This window comes from Natronomonas pharaonis DSM 2160, assembly GCF_000026045.1.
Taxonomy (GTDB): Archaea; Halobacteriota; Halobacteria; order Halobacteriales; family Haloarculaceae; genus Natronomonas; species Natronomonas pharaonis.
Genome location: NC_007426.1, coordinates 560,189 through 578,671, shown reverse-complemented (window position 1 = coordinate 578,671; position 18,483 = coordinate 560,189). Strand labels below are relative to the sequence as shown.

Genomic DNA, 18,483 nt, shown 5'->3' with positions numbered 1-18,483 from the left:
TCGCGGGGCGAGGGTTACTCCTCGCGGCTGGGGGTGCCATCGCTATCGCGGGCTTCAGGGGAGGGAGCACTCGCATTGGTTGCCCCAGATACAGCGAAGCCGGGGCGGCTATCGAGCGTCCGATGCGGATAGGGGATGTCGACACCGGCGTCGTCGAAGCGCTGTTTGACGGTACGGACGACTGCCTGTTTCGTCTGCCACTTCTTGCGGGCGCTCGGGTCGCGAATCCAGTATCGGAGCTCCAGAACCACCGCCGAGTCGCCGAAGGCCGTCGGTACGACCTGCGGCTTCGGGCCGGGGGCGACCTCATCGACAGACGCCATCGCTTCGGCCGCGAGCTGTTCAGCCCGCTCGATGTCGGCCTCGTAGTCGATGCCGACCTCAGTCCGAAGCCGGAGGCGACCGCGGCGGGTTCGGTTGATGACGGTGCCGTCCGAGACGGCGTCGTTCGGCATCACTATCTCCTCGCCATCGAAGCTCCGAAGCCGGGTGTTGATGATAGTGATGTCGGTGACGATACCCTCCTCGTCGCCGATGACGACCCAGTCACCGATTTCGAACGGTCGGGAGAACATCAGCACGAAGCCGGCAATCATCGAGCCGAGCGTCTGTCGGGCAGCCATCCCGACGACGATACCGAGGAAGCCGGCACCGACAAGCAGTCCACCGAGGTTGAAATCCCAGAGCGAAAGCGCCGCCAGGCCGACAGCAGTGAAGACGGTTATCTGCAGAACCCGGTAGAGAACGCCCTGCTGGTGCTGGTTGACGAACTCCGAGTCGGCAGTCATCGATTCGAGTTCCGTCTCAAGAACGCGGGTGCCGACGATACCGGCCGCAAGCAGTCCGATAGACAGCAGCAGCCGGCCGAGAATCGGGAGCGCGTCGGCGAGGACGGCAGCGACAAGCCGGGCGATGTCGAGATACCCCCAAACGATTAGCAGAACCAGCGCGACGACGACGGTAATGCCCGTCTGAAGCGTCCGGACAACGAGGCGTGTCGGGAAGGGCAACTGGACCGCTTCATCGACGGCCGTAGCGAAACTCTCCTCATCAGCCGTCTCTAGCTGGTGGTCAACTGCGTCGACGATTCGACGGATGATGCGTGGTAACACGGCTGTCGCAACGATGATGGCGACAATAGCGATGATAGCACTGACTGCTAGCCGTGCCTCGGTCGTCGCGAGTCCCTCAAGCGCGAGCCGGGCGTCCTCAAACAACTGCATCCACGCTAGTACATTCTTTAGTGATACAAAAATCCGGCTCTACGGGGCAACAGCGCCGGAAAAAACGGAATTCGTCGGTGGGCCGACGGCGGTCGGACAGCGATAGGGGGTTACTCGGCGGAGATGACGTCGTCGATGCGGGCGATCATCGTCGCAGCCTCGGTGGCCGACTCGATGGCTTCCCGCTTGACTGCGGCAGGGTCGAGAATGCCGTGTTCGACCGGGTCGCCGACGTTGCCGGACTGGCCCTCGCTGATGAGGCCCGCACGACCCTCGGATTCGTGGGTCGAACGAAGCTCGACGAGCGTGTCGATGGGGTCCATGCCGGTGTTTTCGGCGAGCGTTCGCGGCAGGACATCGACGGCGTCGGCGAAGGCTTCGATGGCGAGCTGCTTGCGACCCTCGACGCTGGCGACGCTGGAGCGGATGTGGTCGACAACGGCGATTTCCGTCGCACCGGCACCGGGGACGACACCGCCGGCATCGATGGCTGCGGTGACGACATCGAGAGCGTCCTGTAGAGCGCGTTCGAGCTCGTCGGCGACGTGTTCGGTGCCGCCGCGTGCGAAGACGGTGACGGTCTCGGCTGCCGCGCCGCCTTCGATGAAGGCGAGTTCGTCGTCGCCGAACGTCTCGACGGAGACGGTGTCGGCGTTACCGAGGTCGTCTGCCTCGATGTCGCTGAGGGTCGCGACCGAGCTCGCACCCGTCGCGCGGGCGATGGAGCGGGCCTCGTCGTCGTCGACGGAGTCGAACGCGAGGACACCGTCCTTGGCGAGGTAGGAAGCAACGACATCGTCGACATCGCCGGTGACGAAGGCGACATCGATGCCCGCGTCGACGATAGTCTGGGCGTAGCCACGGAGCTCGGATTCTTCGGCCTCGATGGCGGCGTTGAGCTGGTCGACGCTGGAGATGTCGTACTCGGCGTCGATTTCGGCCTCGGCGACCTCGATATCGAGGTCGAGGACGGCAACGGAGGCGTCCGCAAGCTCGCGGGGCATGTCCTCGTGGAGCGGCTCTTCTTCGCTGATGACGCCCTCGACGAGCTCGGTCGCGGATGCGCCCGCACCAGTCTGGGTCCGAAGCGAGATCGCGTCGCGGTCGACGCCGTCGTCGGTGCGAACCTGCTGGACGGCCCCGACGACCGTCTCGGCGAGCGCTTCGGCGTCGATGTCGCCGGTTCCCTTGCCGGTCATCGAGGACTCGGCAACGGAGATGAGGTCGTCATCCTCGACGTCGCCGCCGAGCGTCTGGTCTTCGATTGCCTCTAGTGCGAGCCGGGAGGCTTCCTGATACCCTTCGACGATGGTCGTCGGGTGGACATCGTCTTCGATGAGGTCTTCGGCCTGTGCGAGCAGTTGACCGGCGAGCACGGACGCGGTCGTCGTGCCGTCGCCGACTTCTTCTTCCTGTGTCTCGGCGACTTCGACGATCATCTGCGCGGCCGGATGCTCGATGTCCATCTCCTGCAGGATGGTCGCGCCGTCGTTCGTGATGACGACGTCGCCGGAGTCGGAGACGAGCATCTTGTCCATGCCGCGTGGACCGAGCGTGGTCCGTACGGACTCGGCGACCGCCTTGCCGGCGGTGATGTTCGACGACTGAGCGTCCTTGCCGCGGGTACGCTCCGAATCTTCGCTGAGAATGAAAAGCGGCTGTCCGCGCCGCTGGCGCATCTGCTGTGACATGTTCGTTCGATATGTCGTCAGCGGTTCTATATAAAACTACCGCAACAGCCGGGAGACGGGGCGGTGATACCCCCGATTTCGGACAGGGGTTGATACCGGGTCGGATATCACGGTGATGGAGCGGGCAGTGGCTCCGGCCGGTCGGTCACCGACGGTCGTAGACAGCGACCGCACGGTCGGTGCGGTCCGACCAGCCGGCGGGGTTTCGGGCCGGCGAGCGGTCGGCATACCGGGCACGGAGGCCGTCCGTGAATCCGGAGACACCGCCGACGGCGACATCACGTCCGTTGCCGAGCCACACTGTCGGCTTCGCATCGCCGCGAGCGACATCGCGGAAGGCGGAAGCAGCATCGTCAAGCGCGTGGCGGAGCGTCCGGATGACAACGGTGGGATGTGGACCGTAGTTCTTTGCGAGCCGGTAGGTAAGCGACCGGTACCGACTTCGCCAGCCTCGCTCAGTCCGGCCGCCATCGGCAGCCGCCTCCCTGGCGACGCACATCTCTGCGGACCACGCGACCTCGCGGTCGACCCCCGCGATTCGATGGGCAGCATCGCGTGCGCCGCCGACATCGAGCCGTTCGTCGAAGCCATCGATGTCTTCGAGCGTCTCGTCGGTAAACGCGACGTTGCCGCCGTTGAAGTAGGTGACCGTCCGACCTCGGATGCGCCGCGATTCGGCGGTATCGGTGGCGACGCCGGCCTGTAGCTGTTCATGGGTTGGGCCCGTGACGGCGTCGGCGTCCGACAGTGCATCGACAACTGCCCCATGCCAGCCGGATTCGACAGTGAGCGAGGGGTTAACGAAGGCAACGACATCGCCGCGGGCGCGGTCGAGCCCGGCGTTTCGGGCGGCGTTGACGTTCCGGTCGTCGACTTCGACCAACACCGCGACATCGTCGCGGTCTCTGACCATCCCGCTTGTCCCGTCGGTCGAGGGGCCGTTGACAACGACGACTTCAGCGGGCGACTCCGCGGCCAGCGCATCGAGACAGCCGCGGAGCTCCTCGCGGTCGTTCAGCGTCGGAACGACGACCGAAACCTCCATGCGAGGTAGATGCGTCGCCGGCCACTAAAAGTGCCGCGTCTGTAGCCCGCTATTCTGGAATGCGAGCGTCCCAGTAGGAGACGGACGCGAGGCGGTCGCCGGCGGTTGTCCGTCCGATGGTCGTATCGGCCATGCGGAACGGCCGTGCGAGCCAGCGCGGAACCGCCCGGTAGAAGCCATACGGAACGATGAAATCGTGGGCCGCGTCGGCCAGTTCAAGGTCAGCACCGACGACGAGTTCTTTCGCCTCGCGGGTCGAGTAGAGCCGCGACCCCATCGGAAGCGCCCAGTTGTAAATCGAACGGGCGGAGTATCGCTTGAACGTATCGAAGAATATCTGGTCTTTCGTGACGCGGCGCATCTCCTTGATGAACCCCTCGGGGTCGGGCGCAAGATGGAAAAACCGCATCGCGAAGACGGCGTCGAAGTGGTTGTCGGGGAACGGAAGCCGGCCCGCATCGCCCTGCAGGAACGAAAGCGTCTCCTCGACGCCTGCGGCGCGGGCTTTTGCCCGTCCCTGTTCGAGCATCGCCTCGGAGATGTCCATCCCGACGATGTCGGCGCCGCGCTCGGCCAGCATAACCGTAAACCGCCCGGTACCGCAGGCGACCTCAAGGATACGCTTGCCGTCTACTGGGGCCAAGGCGTCCAGCACTGCCTCCTTCTCCCTGCGGTCGATGTAACGGCCGCCGCCGGAGAAGCGTTTGTCGTCGTACGCCTCAGCGATGTCGTCCTCTTGGTACCACTCCTGTCCCTTCACGCTACCTCAACGGACCTTCCCAGAGCATAAAAGGATGCTGGATACCGCGGCGCGAGTGGGGAGCGGGTATCGGGAGCGGGGTAACAACGAGAAACATGATTGAAATTTTATTGCTCGCGACCCGAACGCGACAGCTATCATGAAGCATCCGTTCCATAACGGTCCTAAACGGTTCCGGCAAATCATGTCATCGCGTTTTGTTTAAGGGTACATTATACACATTCGATAGTTCTTATTGTTTTGACACACATATAGCGAAGTTTTACCAGTGGCTTTCCCGCACTGGAGGATATGAGCACGACCACGGAGGAACGCTCACGCCAGTCCGAATCGCCGATGTCAGACCCGGAGTTCCGCGAGACGCTCCGTGAACTCCCCCCGAGCGCCAAGCTCGTCGCCAAAGTTCTTGAGGGTGCCTCGCCGATGTCGCAGGGACAACTCGCCGAGAAGTCGCTGCTGCCCGACCGAACGGTGCGCTACGCGCTCAACCGACTGGAGGAAGAAGACCTCGTCGACTCCCGCTACTCGTTCAACGACGCCCGCAAGCAGGTCTACTTCCTCATCAACTGAGCGGCAGGCCAGCGGATATATTCTGTTTTCCGGAGACGACAACCGGCCGGTGTAGCGACGGCCGGAGCCGGGGGGCCAGTAGCCGCCGTCAGTGCTCTCCGAAACCGACACGTTCAGCGTCCGCTCGCGCACGTTCGGCGGCGGCCGACAGCTCGACGTCGGCGACGATGTCGCCGTCCCGAATCAGCGGCTCCAAGAGGGGGTCGGCGTCGTCCGGTGGGTCGGCGTCGGCCAGCGCGATGTGGTGGCCGCCATCGGTGGTCCGGTAGACCGCCTTCGTTCCCGAGAGCTTCCCACGCTTTGCTGCCGGGTCGCCCTCTACCTCGACGATATCGAGCGCGAAATCAACCGGGTCGGCGTTGGTTATGTGGCTGCCAACGCCGAAGCCGTCGGCGACATCTTTGAGGTTCCGAATCGCCTCCGGCGTGATGCCACCGCTGACGAAGATATCGACGTCCTCGTGGCCGGCGACATCGAGCTTCCAGCGAGTCTCGCGGACGATGTGGCGGAAATCCCCGCGTCGGGAGCCGGTCGTATCGAGCCGAACACTGTCGAATCCGAGTTCGGCGGCCCGGACGGCCTCGTCTACCTCGTCGTCGTACGTGTCACACAGCGCGATACGGGGAACGTCCGGGGCAACGGCCTCATCGAAGGCCTGCCAAGCCTCCTCTTGGTTGCCGGGGCCAAAGCATATCATCAGCGCGTGTGGCATCGTCCCCGACGCCTCGCGGTCGAGGATGTCGCCGGCAGCGACGTGGGAGAAGCCATCGAAGCCCGCAATCAAGGCACTCCGGTCGACCGTTCCCGCAATCGAGGGGTGGACGTGCCGGGCACCGAAGCTCAGAAGCGAGGTGTCGGGAGCGGCCTGTCTCGCTTCAAGCGCGGCGGTCGCCATGCCGGTCGGGTGCGAGAGAAAGCCCAAAAGCGAGGTTTCGAGCCGGGCAAACTCCAGATACGGTCCCTCGATTCGCATCACTGGACCGCCGTCGAAGAGAGTTCCCTCGGGGAGCGCGTCGACGTCGATGTCCCGCCCTTCGAGGAGCCGAGCAGCGTCTTCCAGCCCCGCCAGCAGCTCGAACTCGCCGGTCGGGAACTGGTCGGCGGTCACCTCAGCGACGACGTGGGGGTTCCTGCCGGCGTGTTCCAGCGCCTCCTCTGTGCGGAGAAAGTACGCGTCGGTCGCGCGCCCGGACTCGATTGCCGAGCCGGGAACGGTATCGAACATACCGAGCCATCGGTCGCCGGCTCGAAAAAGCTACGCGTTCGGCGCGACCGCCGGCGAGATATCGCCGACAGCTTCGGGGGTCGGCGCGCCGACGACGCGGACCGATGCGTCGGCGTCGGAGACGCTGACGGTCTTTTCGAAGCCGGCCGCCCCGTCGAACCGCCAGTGGCCGTCGGCGGTTTCCTCGCCGCCCCAGTAGTCGAGGACCCGCTCGTAGCCACGGCGGAACGTCGCCGCCTCGTCGGCGTTCTCGAAGGTCACGTTCCATCGGTAGGCGGTCTCGTTGTCGCGCTGGTAGGCGTGGAGCCGGTCGCCGGTCCAGCCGTCGGCGTATTCGATGTCGTACGTATACCGGGTGTCGTCGCCGGTAAAGGCGGTGTGGGGGACGACACCGGAGGCGCGGTCGTCATAGGCCGTTCGGGCGAACATCGCGACGAGACCGGCCTGCCCGACGCGTGCGTGGTCGGTGCCGTTGTCGACGGTGACTCGCTGCCAGCCGTTTCGGGGCTGGTCTTCGATACGGGCCTCGCCGTAGGTGCCGCTGCCGTACGTTTCCGGATAGATGACCTCGGCACTGGCGGTCGGCGGCGCGTCGTAGGCCGCATCGACGGCGCTCCAGCCGCCCCGCTCGCGGTGGTGGTCAATGAAGGGCGGGCCGGCGGTGTACGGGAAGAAATCAAGGACGTAAAGCCCCCAATTGAACGCCGCCGGGACACCGACCGTGCCCCCGTCGTCGTCGGTCCCGAGACACTGCCACTCGTCGGTCTCACAGCGGGCCTCGTATTCGGTTTCGATGACGACGGCATCGCCCTCGATGAGACCGTTGCGGGCGTTGGTGCCGTCGATCGTACCGTCTCCAACGTCTTCGAGACCGAAGTGCTGGTCCTGTAGCGCGTGCAACAGCTCATGGGCCAATGTCATCTCGTCGTCGAAGGTCGCCGGGTCGTTCTCGCTGACGACGACCAGCCGCTCGGTCGTCGGCTGGTAGAACCCGAGGACGGTGTCACCACGGTTTACCGCCCTCGCGTCGGTGACATCTTCGTCGGACTCGACCAGAAACAGCGCCTCGTGCTGGACGTTATCGAGCGTTTGGGCGTCCGCAGGCGGGTCGCCCCAGACATCGCCGTACTCCGCCTGGAACGCCTCGCGGGTGAGGAGTTCGACATCGACATCGGACTCGAATTCAAGGCCCCGCAGCAACTGGACCCGCGCCATCGCACGAGCGGTGACAGCGTCGACTTGCGGGTCGGTCAGGCCCGCCTCAGCGTCAAGGTCGAAGGTGTCGTTGTACCAGTAGCCGTCGTGGTAGCCCGGATGCGGCTCCGCGGGGGGCTCGGACGTCGGCGGCGCGTCCGCCGCCGGCTGGTAGCCGACCGTACAGCCGGCCGAAAGCAGGACGGCGGCGAGCGCGGTCGCCGCCAGCAGGCGTCGGTCCATTCAGTGGGGTTCGGCACCGCGGCGGCAAAAACCCACGCATGCCGGGAAAACGGTTTGTCGGCTCGACCCGAAGCTGCGGGCGAACATGGAGCTTAATCCGGAGACCACCGCCGTCGTCGTCGTCGACATGCAGAACGGCTTTTGTCACCCCGACGGGTCGCTGTACGCGCCCGGGAGCGAGGCGGCAATAACGCCCTGTGCCGACCTCGTTGCGGATGCCCGGGAGGCCGGAGCGTCGGTGGTGTTTACCCGTGATGTCCACCCGCCGGAGCAGTTCGAGGACACCCACTACTACGACGAGTTCGACCGCTGGGGGGAACACGTCCTCGAAGGCAGTTGGGACGCCGAACTCGTTGCGGAGCTTTCGCCCCGGGACGACGAACTCGTCGTCGTCAAGCACACCTACGACGCCTTCCACCAGACCCAACTGGACGGCTGGCTGGAGAGCCACGGCATCAACGACCTCCTCATCTGTGGGACGCTCGCGAACGTGTGTGTTCTCCACACCGCCGGCTCGGCCGGGCTGCGGGACTACCGGCCGATACTCGTCGAGGACGCTGTCGGCGCTATCGAAGACGACCACCGCGAGTACGCCCTCGACCACGCCGAGTGGCTCTTCGGCGACGTCTACGAGCGCGGAGCGCTGTCGTTCGACGGCTGAACGCGGCAGGGTGTCTGTGAACGCAGCGGAACGAATGCGTGTGGTTTCCCCGCGCTTAAGTCGGGGCGGCGAGAATGCGGGGTATGGAGAACCGAACGTACACCGCGGACGCCGAACCCGGCGAGACCGTCACGGTCGCCGGCTGGGTCCACGAAGTCCGCGACCTCGGCGGCATTGCGTTTCTGATTTTGCGCGATACGACCGGACAGATTCAGGTCAAGTTCGAAAAGGACGAGATGGACGACGAACTGGTCGAGACCGGGCTGAACGTTGCCCGCGAATCAGTCATCACCGTCTCCGGCGATGTCGAGGAGGAGCCACGCGCGCCGACCGGCGTCGAGGTCACCCCCGAGACCGTTGAGGTGCTCTCGGAAGCCGACACCGAACTGCCGCTGGACCCGACCGGCAAGGTCGACGCGGAGCTTTCGACCCGGCTCGACAACCGCACGCTCGACCTCCGTAGCGAAGAGGGACAGGCCATCTTCGAGATTCGCGCAGAGGTCCTGCGAGCCGTCCGGGAGGCGTTCCGCGACGCCAACGCGACCGAAATCAACACCTCAAAGATCGTTGCCACGGGAACTGAGGGCGGCACCGAACTCTTCCCGATTACCTACTTCGGCGAGGAAGCGTTCATGAACCAGAGCCCGCAGCTCTTCAAACAGCTCGTGGCGGGCTCGAACATCGAGCGTGTCTTCGAAATCGGCCCCATCTTCCGCGCCGAGGAGCACAACACGCCCCGCCACCTCAACGAGGCGACCTCCATCGACTTCGAGGGGGCCTTCTGTGACCACACCGACGCGATGGATGTCTGTGAGCAGGTCGTCACCGCCGCCTACGAGGCGGTCGCCGAGAACTGCACGGACCAGCTCGAAGCCCTCGGCATCACAGAGGAGTTCGAGGTACCCGAGACGCCGTTCCCGCGACTCAGCTACGAGGAAGCCATCGAACGCATCAACGCAACCGGCGAGCTCGACGAGCAGCTCGTGTGGGGCGATGACCTCCCGACCGAGGGCGAGAAGGCGCTCGGCGACGACGTGGGCGGCCACTACTTCATCACCGACTGGCCCGCCGAAATCAAGCCGTTCTACATCATGGACCACGAGGACGGCGAGCTCTCGACGGGCTTTGACATGATGCACCCGCGGATGGAGCTCGTCTCCGGCGGCCAGCGTGAACACCGCCGCGAGGAGCTCATCGCCGGCTTCGAACAGCAGGGGCTCGAACCCGAGGCCTTCGAGTACTACACGAAGATGTTCAAATACGGCATGCCGCCCCACGCCGGCTGGGGGCTTGGCGGCGAGCGGCTGCTGATGACGATGCTCGACCTCGATAACATCCGGGAAGCAGTGCTGTTCCCGCGAGACAGGCAGCGCCTGAGTCCGTAGGCGAAGGCGCAACTGTCGAGCGGGAGCACGGAAGTCGCAGTCCGCGCGGCCGAGCGAAGCAAGGCAAGCGGAACCGTCTTCCAGCGTTCCCGCGAGACCGCCAACGTCTGAGCCCGTAGACGAAGACACGGCGGCTCGGCAACGACCGACCACGATTTCTTTTGGGTGGCTCCGCCACGAGCGACTGTGCTATCTATCGCCAGTCGGCAGAGCGCCGCGGTTCGTTGTTTGATACAACAACACCTATTGAACACCATTCTGTACCTCAGTGTATCTCAGTGGCAACAGATGGCAGCAGCCGGTAGTCTTATATTGTTTCGGGTAATAGGTACAGGTACAGATGAGCGAAAGTACCTCCCCAGTAAGCATCGTGTTCGACCTCCAGCGGAGCGCCATCGAGCAGACCCACGAAGCCGTCGAAAACGGCGTTGAAGTCCAGAAGAACCTCAACGAGACCATCGTTGACGGGCTCGACCCGGCCCGCGACCTCTCCGAGCGGAGCAGCGGTCTCCTCCGCACGGGCGTCGATACCTACTTCGACGCCATCGAGTCCGCCGTCCCGGGGAGCCAAGATGTCGTTGCGGACATCCGCGACAGCATCGACGAGCAGCTCGACACCCTCGAAGAGAGCCAGACGGACGCGCTCGACCAGCTTGAGGAGAACCTACAGGACGGCTCCGAGTCGGTCGACGAACTGCTCGATGACTTCCTCGGAACGCTCGAAGAGCAGGTCAACACCCTGCTGGACGCCCACGAGGACCTCGAAGACCAGACGGTCGAGGCCCTCGAAGAGCTGGAAACCCAGCTGCAGGACCTGCAAGACGAGTTCGAGGAGCGCGGCGAAGAGCTCCAGTCGCAGCTTGAAGACCAAGTCGACACCCTCCAAGAGCAAATCGAGGACCAGGCCGACACCCTGCAGAATCAGGTCGAAGACGTGACCGAGCAGGTCCAAGACGCCACCAACCCGGACGACGACTCGGCCTAACGTCGTCGGCCCCCTCGTTTCTGGCATACACCAGTCCCCTCTGTCGTGTCCCATCGGCGGCGGCGAATTCGCCGTCGCCGTGTTCTCAGCCCATACCGACGGGTACACAAGCGGCCCTCCCCGACCCCCGATATGAGCGACCTCTCCGTCGAGCCCATCGACTCCGTCGACGAGGCCGACCTGCCGGCCGGCGTCGACGCACCGGAGTACGTACTGTACGGCGGCAAAGGCGGCGTCGGGAAGACGACCTGTGCTGCCGCGACGGCGCTTGCCAGCGCCCGCGACGGGACGCCGACGCTCGTCGTCTCGACCGACCCCGCACACTCGCTGTCCGATACACTCGGCGTCGACGTCCCCGACGAGCCGACGCGTATCGCCGAGGAGACACCGCTTTTTGCGGTCGAAATCGACCCGGAGACGGCCGCCGGCCCGTTCGCTCCCGGAGAGGACGGCCCGGATGCCGACCCACTCGAAGGGGCGGCCGGTCCTGACGGGGCCGCCGGCCCGGAGGACGGCGGCCTGGGGATGGGCATGGGCGGGCTCGAAGACCTGCTCGGCGGCGACGGCCACCCCCTCGCCGGCGGGGCGATGCCCGGCGCGGACGAGGCAGCGGCAGTCCAGCTTCTGTTAGAGTATCTCGACGACCCGCGGTTCGACCGCGTCGTCGTCGACACCGCCCCGACCGGGCACACTCTCCGGCTGCTGGAGCTACCGGACGTGATGGATTCGATGGTGGGGCGGTTGTTGTCCTTCCGCGAGAAGCTTTCGGGGATGATGGGCTCTGTCGGCGGCCTCTTCGGCGGCAGCGACGACCCCGAAGCGGAGATGGAGGCGGGAATGGACGACCTCCAAGAGCTGTCGACGAAAATCGAGCGGCTCCGGACAGCGCTCCGGGACCCCGACCGAACCGACTTCCGCGTCGTGATGGTGCCCGAGGAGATGAGCGTCGTCGAGAGCGAACGGCTCGTCGACCGGCTCGAGGAGTTCGGGATTCCGGTCGGTACGCTCGTTGTCAACCGCGTCAGCGAAGAGCTAGCCGACGTCGCATCCTTCGATGAGGAGTGGTTTGTCGCCCCCGACACCGAAAACTGTGCGTTCTGTCGGCGGCGCTGGGAGGTCCAGCGGACGGCCCTCGAACGGGCACAGGGGCTGTTCCGCGGCCGCGAGATAAAGCGCGTGCCGCTTTTCGCCGAACCGGTCCACGGCGAGGAGATGCTCGGCGTCGTCGGGGCCTGCCTCGATTAGTCGACAACGACGACCCGGAGGTCGTTGACGTTCGTACCGGTCGACCCCGAAAACAAAAGCGCCCCAGCGTCCGCAAGCGCCCGGTAGCTGTCGTTTTCATCGAGGGCCGTTCGAGCGACCTGTGGGTCAACTGTATCAGCGTCGACGAGCGCTCCGGCAGCGTCGGTGCTACCATCGCTGCCATCAGTGTCGACAGCACCGACAACAGCCTCGTCGGGAAGCTTCGGGGCGGCCGCGAGAGCAAACTCCATGTTCGGCCCGCCGACGCCGTCGCCGGAGACGGAGACCGTCGTCTCACCGCCGGAGAGAATGACCGCGGGGGGTTCAACAGGCACGTCGCGCAACGCCACGTCGGTTGCGACGGCGGCGTGAAACCGGCCGGACTGTTCGGCTTCCCCTTCGAGATGCGTCGAGAGCACGCAGGTCTGATACCCCGCGGCTGCGGCGTGGGCACGCGCCGCGTCGACGGCGTCCCAGCCGGAGGCGATGACGTGGTTGCGGGCGGCGACCGACGGCGATTCGGGGGTCGCCGACGACAGCCACCGACGGACGGCGGGCGCGTCAACACCATACCGGTCAAGGACTGTCGCGGCGACATCCGGAGCCGCCTCGACGGGGACAGTTGGGCCGCTGGCGACGACCGCCGGGTCGTCACCGACAACGTCGCTCATCACGACGCCAACGACCGTTGCGGGGGCGGCCGCCGCCGCCAGTCCGCCACCCTTGATTTCAGAACAGACCCGGCGGACGGCGTTGAGTTCGTCGACGGACGCCCCGGCGTCGAGCAGCGCTTCGGTGACAGTACGGATGTCGGCAGCGGACAGTCCATCAGCGGGCGCACAAAGCAGTGCGCTGCCGCCGCCCGTCATCGGCGCGAGCACGAGCGTCTGCCCGTCGGCCGCTTCGGCCCGCTCCAGCAGTGCCGTCGCGCCGTCGACGCTGTCAGGGCCGGGCGACGGGTGGTTTCCTTCACGGACCGTGACGCGGTCGGGGGCGGCCGTCCGATGGCCAGTGACGACGATGCCGCCGTCGAGCCGCTCTCCGAGAAGCCCTTCGAGCGCGGCCGCAAGCCCGTCTGCCGCCTTGCCGCCGCCGAGGATTCGAAGCGAGTCGTAGGCATCGAGGTCGTAGGAACCGTCGCCGATGCGGAGCGTCGACCCCTCGATATCGCAGTGTCGTTCGACGGCCCGTTTCGGCTGTGCCGCTCGGACACCCGCTGTCAGACACTCGACAGCGAGTTCGTGGGCCGGCGAGGGGGTCGAAAGCGGGTCGAACACGTCAGGAGACGAACCGTCTGATGGCATCGAAGACGCTGTCGGCGATGGGGTCCGGGAGGTAGCTGGCATAGACGAGCAACTGTGCGGCCGTCCCGACGACATAGCGCGGCTGTGGGTCCGTCGAGGAAGCCGCCTCGAGGATGACATCGGCGACTTCGCCCGGGTGGGAAGCAACGGGGCTGTCGCCGCCAAAGAGCGAGGCGTCCTCTTGGAACGCATAGAGGTCTTCGTAGGCATCGGTCCGGTCGAGTCGACCGAGCTCGTCGTCGACGCGGTCGCGGAATGATGTCTCGACGGGACCGGGCTGGACGACGCTCACATCGATATCGAACGGCTCCAGTTCACGGCGAAGCGAGTCGCTGTAGCCCTCTATGGCGTGTTTCGATGCAGAGTAAACGCCCATGCCGGGCGCGGCCAGCCGGCCGGCGACCGACGAGACGTTGATGATTGTCCCATCACGGCGCTCGCGCATGTGAGGCAGCACGGCGCGGACGAGCCGGTGCGGACCGAAGACGTTGACATCGAACTGCTTTTCGAACAGTTCGTCGTTGATGTCCTCGATTGGGCCGTGCTGGCCGTACCCAGCGTTGTTCACCAATGCGTCGATGCGGCCGGCCTCGTCGATGACGCGGTCAACGACGCGCTCGACGTCTTCGGTGCTCCGGACATTGATAGTACCGATGTCGCAACCGGCCTCGCCGAGCGTCTGGATGTCGGCGGGGTTGCGGGCGGTGGCGTAGACACGCCACTCGTTTTCGAGGAAGGCGTACGCCGCCGCCCGGCCGATGCCCGACGAACAGCCGGTTATCAGGACGGTCCGTGTGCTCATACCGGGTCGGTCGTGGGGGAGGTAGTTAGGCGTTGGTGTCTGTCGGAATTAGCCGTCGCCGTAGCGGGCTTTCAGGTCGTCGGCGTGGCCGTCGGCCAGCCGAGTCGGCCGCGGGAGCTTGTACTCGCCGCCGCATGCTGCCACGCAGTCGACGGCCGTTTCGGCGCACAGTCGATGGCCGGGGGAGATATACAGCGGGTTGATACGCTTCGAGTCCGGATACTGTCGGCTCTGGTAGGCGTAGCCGACGACGGTTCCGTCGGCGGCAGTCATCGAGTCGTCGGCTTCGATGGGAACCCGCGTTCCTTCGGGGAGCGACGCAACCGTTCGGCTCGGCTCGCCACACAGCAAGCGCTTGGCGACGCCGACCGCCGGCACGTCGAAGAGAAGACCGGCGTGGGTCGCCAGCCCAGCCTCCCGGAAGTGGATGCGGCCGCTGCCGTCGACGACGAGCAGGTCCGGCTCCACGTCGAGCCGCGAGAGCGCGTCGATTATCGGCCCACCCTCGCGGAACGCCAAGAGTCCGGGGATGTACGGTATCGAAAGCGGTGTCACCGCGTGCTCGCGGGCGACGACCTCGCCACCCCGGAGGACGACCACCGCAGAGACCGCCCGGTCGTCGAGAAACGCTTGGTCGACACCAGCGACAAGCGCGTCGCCGTCACGGATGGCTGCCGGGGAAGGCGAGGCCTCATTCTCGAAGCTCGCTGCAGCGGCGATGTCGTGCTGGAGTGTCTCCATCGCTTCGCGGGAAAGCGAGGGGTCGGGGCGGAATCGCGGGGTCGCAAGCTCCATCGGTCAGGGGAACCGGCCGGGGCCACCCGGCCCGCCACCGCCGCGGCCCGGACCGAGGTTGAGCTGACGAGGACCGCCGCCGACGCGGTCCTTGATGCGGTTGCCGTACCAGAGGCCGATGAGAAGACCGACGAGGTGTGCGAAGTGGGCCACCCCATCAAGGATGCCGCCGTCGGAGACGAAGGCGAAAATCGAGAAAGCGGCGAAAAGAATCGTCAGCGTTCGAATCGACATCGGGATGAAAAAGAACAGCAGGACCTTCAGGTCCGGCGAGGTAATCGCGAGCACGCCCATAATCGCCATAAGCGCGCCGGAGGCACCCAAAACCGCGACACCTTCGCTGGTCACGAGACCGACGCCGACCTGCCCGAGGCCGGCGATGATGCCGCTGGCGAGAAAGAGCCCGACGAACTTCTTCGAGCCGATCTGTCGCTCGACCAGCGGGCCGAAAAAGTACAGCACGATGGCGTTGAAAAGCAGGTGCATCGGGCTCCCGTGGGAGAACACCGAGATGACCCATGTCCAGACGTACTCGGGGTGGACCGTCGTGAGGGTGAATATCTGGCCCCACAGGAAGTGGCCGGGGTTTACGCCCTCGGGCGGCAGGGCCATAAACAGCGGCGCAATGAGCCACTGCAGCCCGAAGACGACGACGATAATCGCCAAGAAGAGATACGAGACGTTGTTCCGGAAGTAGGCAAGCGGACCGCCGGGGCCGGTATCGATACCGAGCCGTTCGAGCAGGCCGGGCGACCGACCGCCGCTGCCGCCGGCTTGCACCGAGCCATCGAAGCCGCTGTCGAAGACCTTGTCGGGGTCGTTCCAGCTTTCCAGCCCCGGACAGTTGTGATTTTCCGGGAGCCGGTGGTCGGCACAAAAGGTCCCGCCACAGTGCCGGCAGTTGTACGGCATGTTTTCGTGTTCGCCGCACGCGTCACACGTCGCCATTGGGCCGCACTAGCCGGTGGGTCGGCAAAGTCGTTGGGGTCCCCAGCCGGATATATCAGCCGAAACATGTTAATCGGTAACTCCCATATTTAAGCCGGGATGGCCGAAGAAACCGGGGGGACCGAAGGAGGGGGCACCGGAGCAGAAGATGACAACCCCAAGACGGGGCTGGGAAAGATGGAGTACGAAACCGTCTTCAAAGCGGTCGAGGATGCGGTCTTCCTCTTCGATGTCGAGCGCGACGGCGACGGCGAACCGCGGTTCGTCTTCCGGGGCGGCAACCCGTCGCACGAACGCGCGACAGAGATGGAAGCAGACGGCTGTCTCGGGACGCCACTACGGGAGCTTTTTGATGGGGACGGCGAGCGGCTGCTCGATGAATACCGGCGATGTGTCGAAACAGAGGAGACGGTAACCTACGAGACGACGCTCGAACACGGGACGGGGAGCGTTGAGTGGCGGACGAAGATTACACCCGTCGTCGAGGGAGGGACAGCGACCAGTATCGTCGGGGTGGCACGGGACGTGACCGAACGGAACAAGCGACGGACCGAACTCCAGCGGAAGGAAGCGATGCTACAGCACACGACCGATGTCGTGCTGTTGGTCGATGAGAATGGACGTATCCGATACCAAAACCACGCCGACGAGGCTGTGCTGGGACACAGCACCCGAGACCTGACCGGCGCGTCCGTGACCGAATACATCCATCCGGAAGACAGCGACGGCGTCGAAGCGATGTTAGCAGAGGCCCTGGACTCACCAGAGGAGGTTATCAGCGGCGAGCACCGCTACCGGACGCCGGACGGCGAGTGGCGGTGGTACGAAACGAGGGTCCGCAGCCTGCTCGATACACCGCCCATCGAGGGATTTCTGGTGAGCGCCCGCGACATCACGGAACGAAAGGCCTACGAGGAGCGACTCGAATCCCAGCGGTCCGACCTCGAGGTGCTCAACGAGGTCGTTCGCCACGACATCCGCAACGACCTCCAGCTTGTGACCGCCTACGCGGAGATGCTCGAAGACCACGTCGACGAGGAGGGCCAGGAGTTTCTGGATATTCTGCAGTCCAGCACCGCAAACGCCGTCGAGTTGACGCGGACGGCCCGCGATTTGGCGACGGTACTCTTGCAGGATGACGCCGAGACACAGCGGGTATCCTTGGAACGATCGCTCGAACAGCAGGTCGAGGCGGTGCGGTCCGCACACTCCGGGGCAGCGGTGACAATCGACGGGTCGGTACCGGATATCCACGTGGCCGGCACGGACATGCTGGAGGCGGTGTTCCGGAACCTGCTCTCGAATGCCATCCAGCACAACGACAAAGCCCTCCCCGAGGTGACAGTCAGCGTCACCGAACACGACAGCGAGGTAGAGATTCGGGTCGCTGACAACGGCCCGGGAGTCCCGGACGCACACAAGGAGGCGATATTCGGCAAGGGCGAGAGAGGCCTCGAAAGCGAGGGGACCGGTATTGGGCTGTATCTGGTCAAGACGCTCGTCGAGAGTTTCGGCGGCGACGTGTGTGTCGAGGACAACGAGCCGGAGGGCAGCGTCTTCGTCGTCAGGCTACCGGTCGCCGACTGAGAGCAATCAGTATGCGCCGCTGTCGGGGAGTAAACGCATACAGGACGGGCCGAGAGGGATTTGAACCCCCGACCATCTGGTTAAAAGCCAGACGCTCTGCCGGGCTGAGCTATCGGCCCACACCAAGTGGTTACTGCGGCCGGCGATAAACTCTTTCGATTACAGATACTCGGCGAGCGCCCGGGCGACGATTTCGTCGGGGTCAGTCTCCTCAAGCGCGGCGTGTCGTCGGAGTTCGCGGTAGGTCTCGGGCGGCAGCGACACCGAAAGCTGACCGAGGTCGATGCCCTCAGCGGCGAGGGCCTCGTCGACGCTTGCGCCCTCGTTAACACGGGAGGCGATAGCGCGGACCTCGCGGACGGTGAGGTCGTGGTCGAGCGTCGCCCACGCCAAGAGAAAGCGAGACTCCCCAGAGACACGGGCGATGTGTTTGGCCGCGGTGGGAGCGATTTCGCCGAGTGCGACGTGGCGCCGGATGGAGCGAGGCAGGTCGTGGACCCGCGCCCACTTCCGGATGAACGACACCGTCGCCTCGCCACCGGCGCGCTCGGCGGCGGCCTTGTACGAGCCGGTGCCCCTGACGAGCGCCGCACACGCCGCCGCGCCGCGGAGCATGAAGACGTTGTCTTTGCTGCCGGCGGTGTTGGTCGCGAAGCGCCGAACGACATCGGCTGCTTCGTTGAGGCTCTCAGGGTCGTCAGGGTCGAACTGGACGGCCTGTTCGCCCGCGACACGAGGGTCGCTTCGAATGACGGGCTCTCCGACGGGAGACTCACGGTCCGTCGGTGGCTCGCCGTCAGGTTGCGGCGTCATTACTGCC

At 65.3% G+C, this 18,483-nt stretch carries 17 protein-coding genes and 1 tRNA gene; 6 read left to right on the top strand and 12 right to left on the bottom strand.

The annotated features are described in order from the left end of the window. Positions 1–14: 14 nt before the first annotated feature. The 4 genes from NP_RS02970 to NP_RS02955 all read right to left on the bottom strand — a co-directional run bounded on the left by NP_RS02970 (position 15) and on the right by NP_RS02955 (position 4,719). On the bottom strand, positions 15–1,223 hold the full coding sequence (locus tag NP_RS02970) for a mechanosensitive ion channel family protein (RefSeq protein ID WP_011322319.1): 1,209 nt from the start codon (positions 1,221–1,223) through the stop codon (positions 15–17). Between the two features lie 110 nt (positions 1,224–1,333). Beyond that, entirely contained in the window at positions 1,334–2,914 is a 1,581-nt protein-coding gene (thsA, locus tag NP_RS02965) for a thermosome subunit alpha (RefSeq protein ID WP_011322318.1), read from the bottom strand. A 145-nt stretch (positions 2,915–3,059) separates the two neighbouring features. Then, positions 3,060–3,959, bottom strand: coding sequence for a glycosyltransferase family 2 protein (locus NP_RS02960; RefSeq protein ID WP_011322317.1), 900 nt, complete (start codon positions 3,957–3,959; stop codon positions 3,060–3,062). Between the two features lie 49 nt (positions 3,960–4,008). Further along, positions 4,009–4,719, bottom strand: a complete 711-nt coding sequence (locus NP_RS02955; RefSeq protein WP_011322316.1) for a class I SAM-dependent methyltransferase — start codon at positions 4,717–4,719, stop codon at positions 4,009–4,011. 291 nt (positions 4,720–5,010) lie between these two features. Here NP_RS02955 and NP_RS02950 point away from each other — a divergent pair, with 291 nt between their 5' ends. Further along, on the top strand, positions 5,011–5,289 hold the full coding sequence (locus NP_RS02950) for a MarR family transcriptional regulator (protein ID WP_011322315.1): 279 nt from the start codon (positions 5,011–5,013) through the stop codon (positions 5,287–5,289). Positions 5,290–5,377: 88 nt separating this feature from the next. Here NP_RS02950 and NP_RS02945 read toward each other — a convergent pair whose 3' ends face one another. After that, complete coding sequence (locus NP_RS02945; RefSeq protein WP_011322314.1) at positions 5,378–6,514, bottom strand: nicotinate phosphoribosyltransferase; 1,137 nt, start codon at positions 6,512–6,514, stop codon at positions 5,378–5,380. A gap of 30 nt (positions 6,515–6,544) precedes the next feature. Then, positions 6,545–7,951, bottom strand: a complete 1,407-nt coding sequence (locus tag NP_RS02940; RefSeq protein WP_011322313.1) for an Hvo_1808 family surface protein — start codon at positions 7,949–7,951, stop codon at positions 6,545–6,547. Between the two features lie 85 nt (positions 7,952–8,036). On the opposite strand from NP_RS02940, the gene NP_RS02935 reads away from it, so the two are divergent. From NP_RS02935 to NP_RS02920, 4 genes are all read left to right on the top strand, one after another. Then, complete coding sequence (locus NP_RS02935; protein WP_011322312.1) at positions 8,037–8,612, top strand: cysteine hydrolase family protein; 576 nt, start codon at positions 8,037–8,039, stop codon at positions 8,610–8,612. Positions 8,613–8,695: 83 nt separating this feature from the next. Continuing rightward, positions 8,696–9,997 carry an aspartate--tRNA(Asn) ligase gene (gene aspS, locus NP_RS02930; protein WP_011322311.1) on the top strand — a complete coding sequence of 434 codons (1,302 nt, stop codon included), beginning with the start codon at positions 8,696–8,698 and terminating at the stop codon, positions 9,995–9,997. 340 nt (positions 9,998–10,337) lie between these two features. Continuing rightward, on the top strand, positions 10,338–10,982 hold the full coding sequence (locus NP_RS02925) for a hypothetical protein (RefSeq protein ID WP_011322310.1): 645 nt from the start codon (positions 10,338–10,340) through the stop codon (positions 10,980–10,982). A 132-nt stretch (positions 10,983–11,114) separates the two neighbouring features. Beyond that, positions 11,115–12,227: an ArsA family ATPase gene (locus NP_RS02920; RefSeq protein ID WP_011322309.1), complete on the top strand. Its 1,113-nt coding sequence runs from the start codon at positions 11,115–11,117 to the stop codon at positions 12,225–12,227. On the opposite strand, the gene NP_RS02915 is transcribed toward NP_RS02920, so the two are convergent. From NP_RS02915 to NP_RS02900, 4 genes are read right to left on the bottom strand one after another with little or no spacing between them, the layout of a single operon-like run. Further along, on the bottom strand, positions 12,224–13,531 hold the full coding sequence (locus tag NP_RS02915; protein WP_049939448.1) for a glycerate kinase type-2 family protein: 1,308 nt from the start codon (positions 13,529–13,531) through the stop codon (positions 12,224–12,226). The genes NP_RS02920 and NP_RS02915 overlap by 4 nt on opposite strands. Further along, complete coding sequence (locus NP_RS02910) at positions 13,506–14,333, bottom strand: SDR family oxidoreductase (protein WP_011322307.1); 828 nt, start codon at positions 14,331–14,333, stop codon at positions 13,506–13,508. Before NP_RS02910 ends, NP_RS02915 begins: the two co-directional genes overlap by 26 nt. A 48-nt stretch (positions 14,334–14,381) precedes the next feature. After that, the gene (locus NP_RS02905; protein WP_011322306.1) at positions 14,382–15,128 is read right to left on the bottom strand and encodes an endonuclease V; all 747 of its coding nucleotides are present in this window, start codon (positions 15,126–15,128) and stop codon (positions 14,382–14,384) included. 3 nt (positions 15,129–15,131) lie between these two features. After that, positions 15,132–16,076 carry a rhomboid family intramembrane serine protease gene (locus tag NP_RS02900; protein ID WP_011322305.1) on the bottom strand — a complete coding sequence of 315 codons (945 nt, stop codon included), beginning with the start codon at positions 16,074–16,076 and terminating at the stop codon, positions 15,132–15,134. A 99-nt stretch (positions 16,077–16,175) separates the two neighbouring features. Between NP_RS02900 and NP_RS02895 the strand changes: the two genes are divergently transcribed. Further along, complete coding sequence (locus NP_RS02895; protein WP_011322304.1) at positions 16,176–17,663, top strand: sensor histidine kinase; 1,488 nt, start codon at positions 16,176–16,178, stop codon at positions 17,661–17,663. A gap of 45 nt (positions 17,664–17,708) precedes the next feature. On the opposite strand, the gene NP_RS02890 is transcribed toward NP_RS02895, so the two are convergent. Both NP_RS02890 and NP_RS02885 read right to left on the bottom strand, forming a co-directional pair. Then, positions 17,709–17,782 (bottom strand) — tRNA-Lys (locus NP_RS02890). A 40-nt stretch (positions 17,783–17,822) separates the two neighbouring features. Beyond that, positions 17,823–18,476 (bottom strand): DUF7119 family protein, encoded by a 654-nt coding sequence (locus NP_RS02885; protein ID WP_011322303.1) that lies wholly within the window; start codon positions 18,474–18,476, stop codon positions 17,823–17,825. Positions 18,477–18,483: the final 7 nt, after the last annotated feature.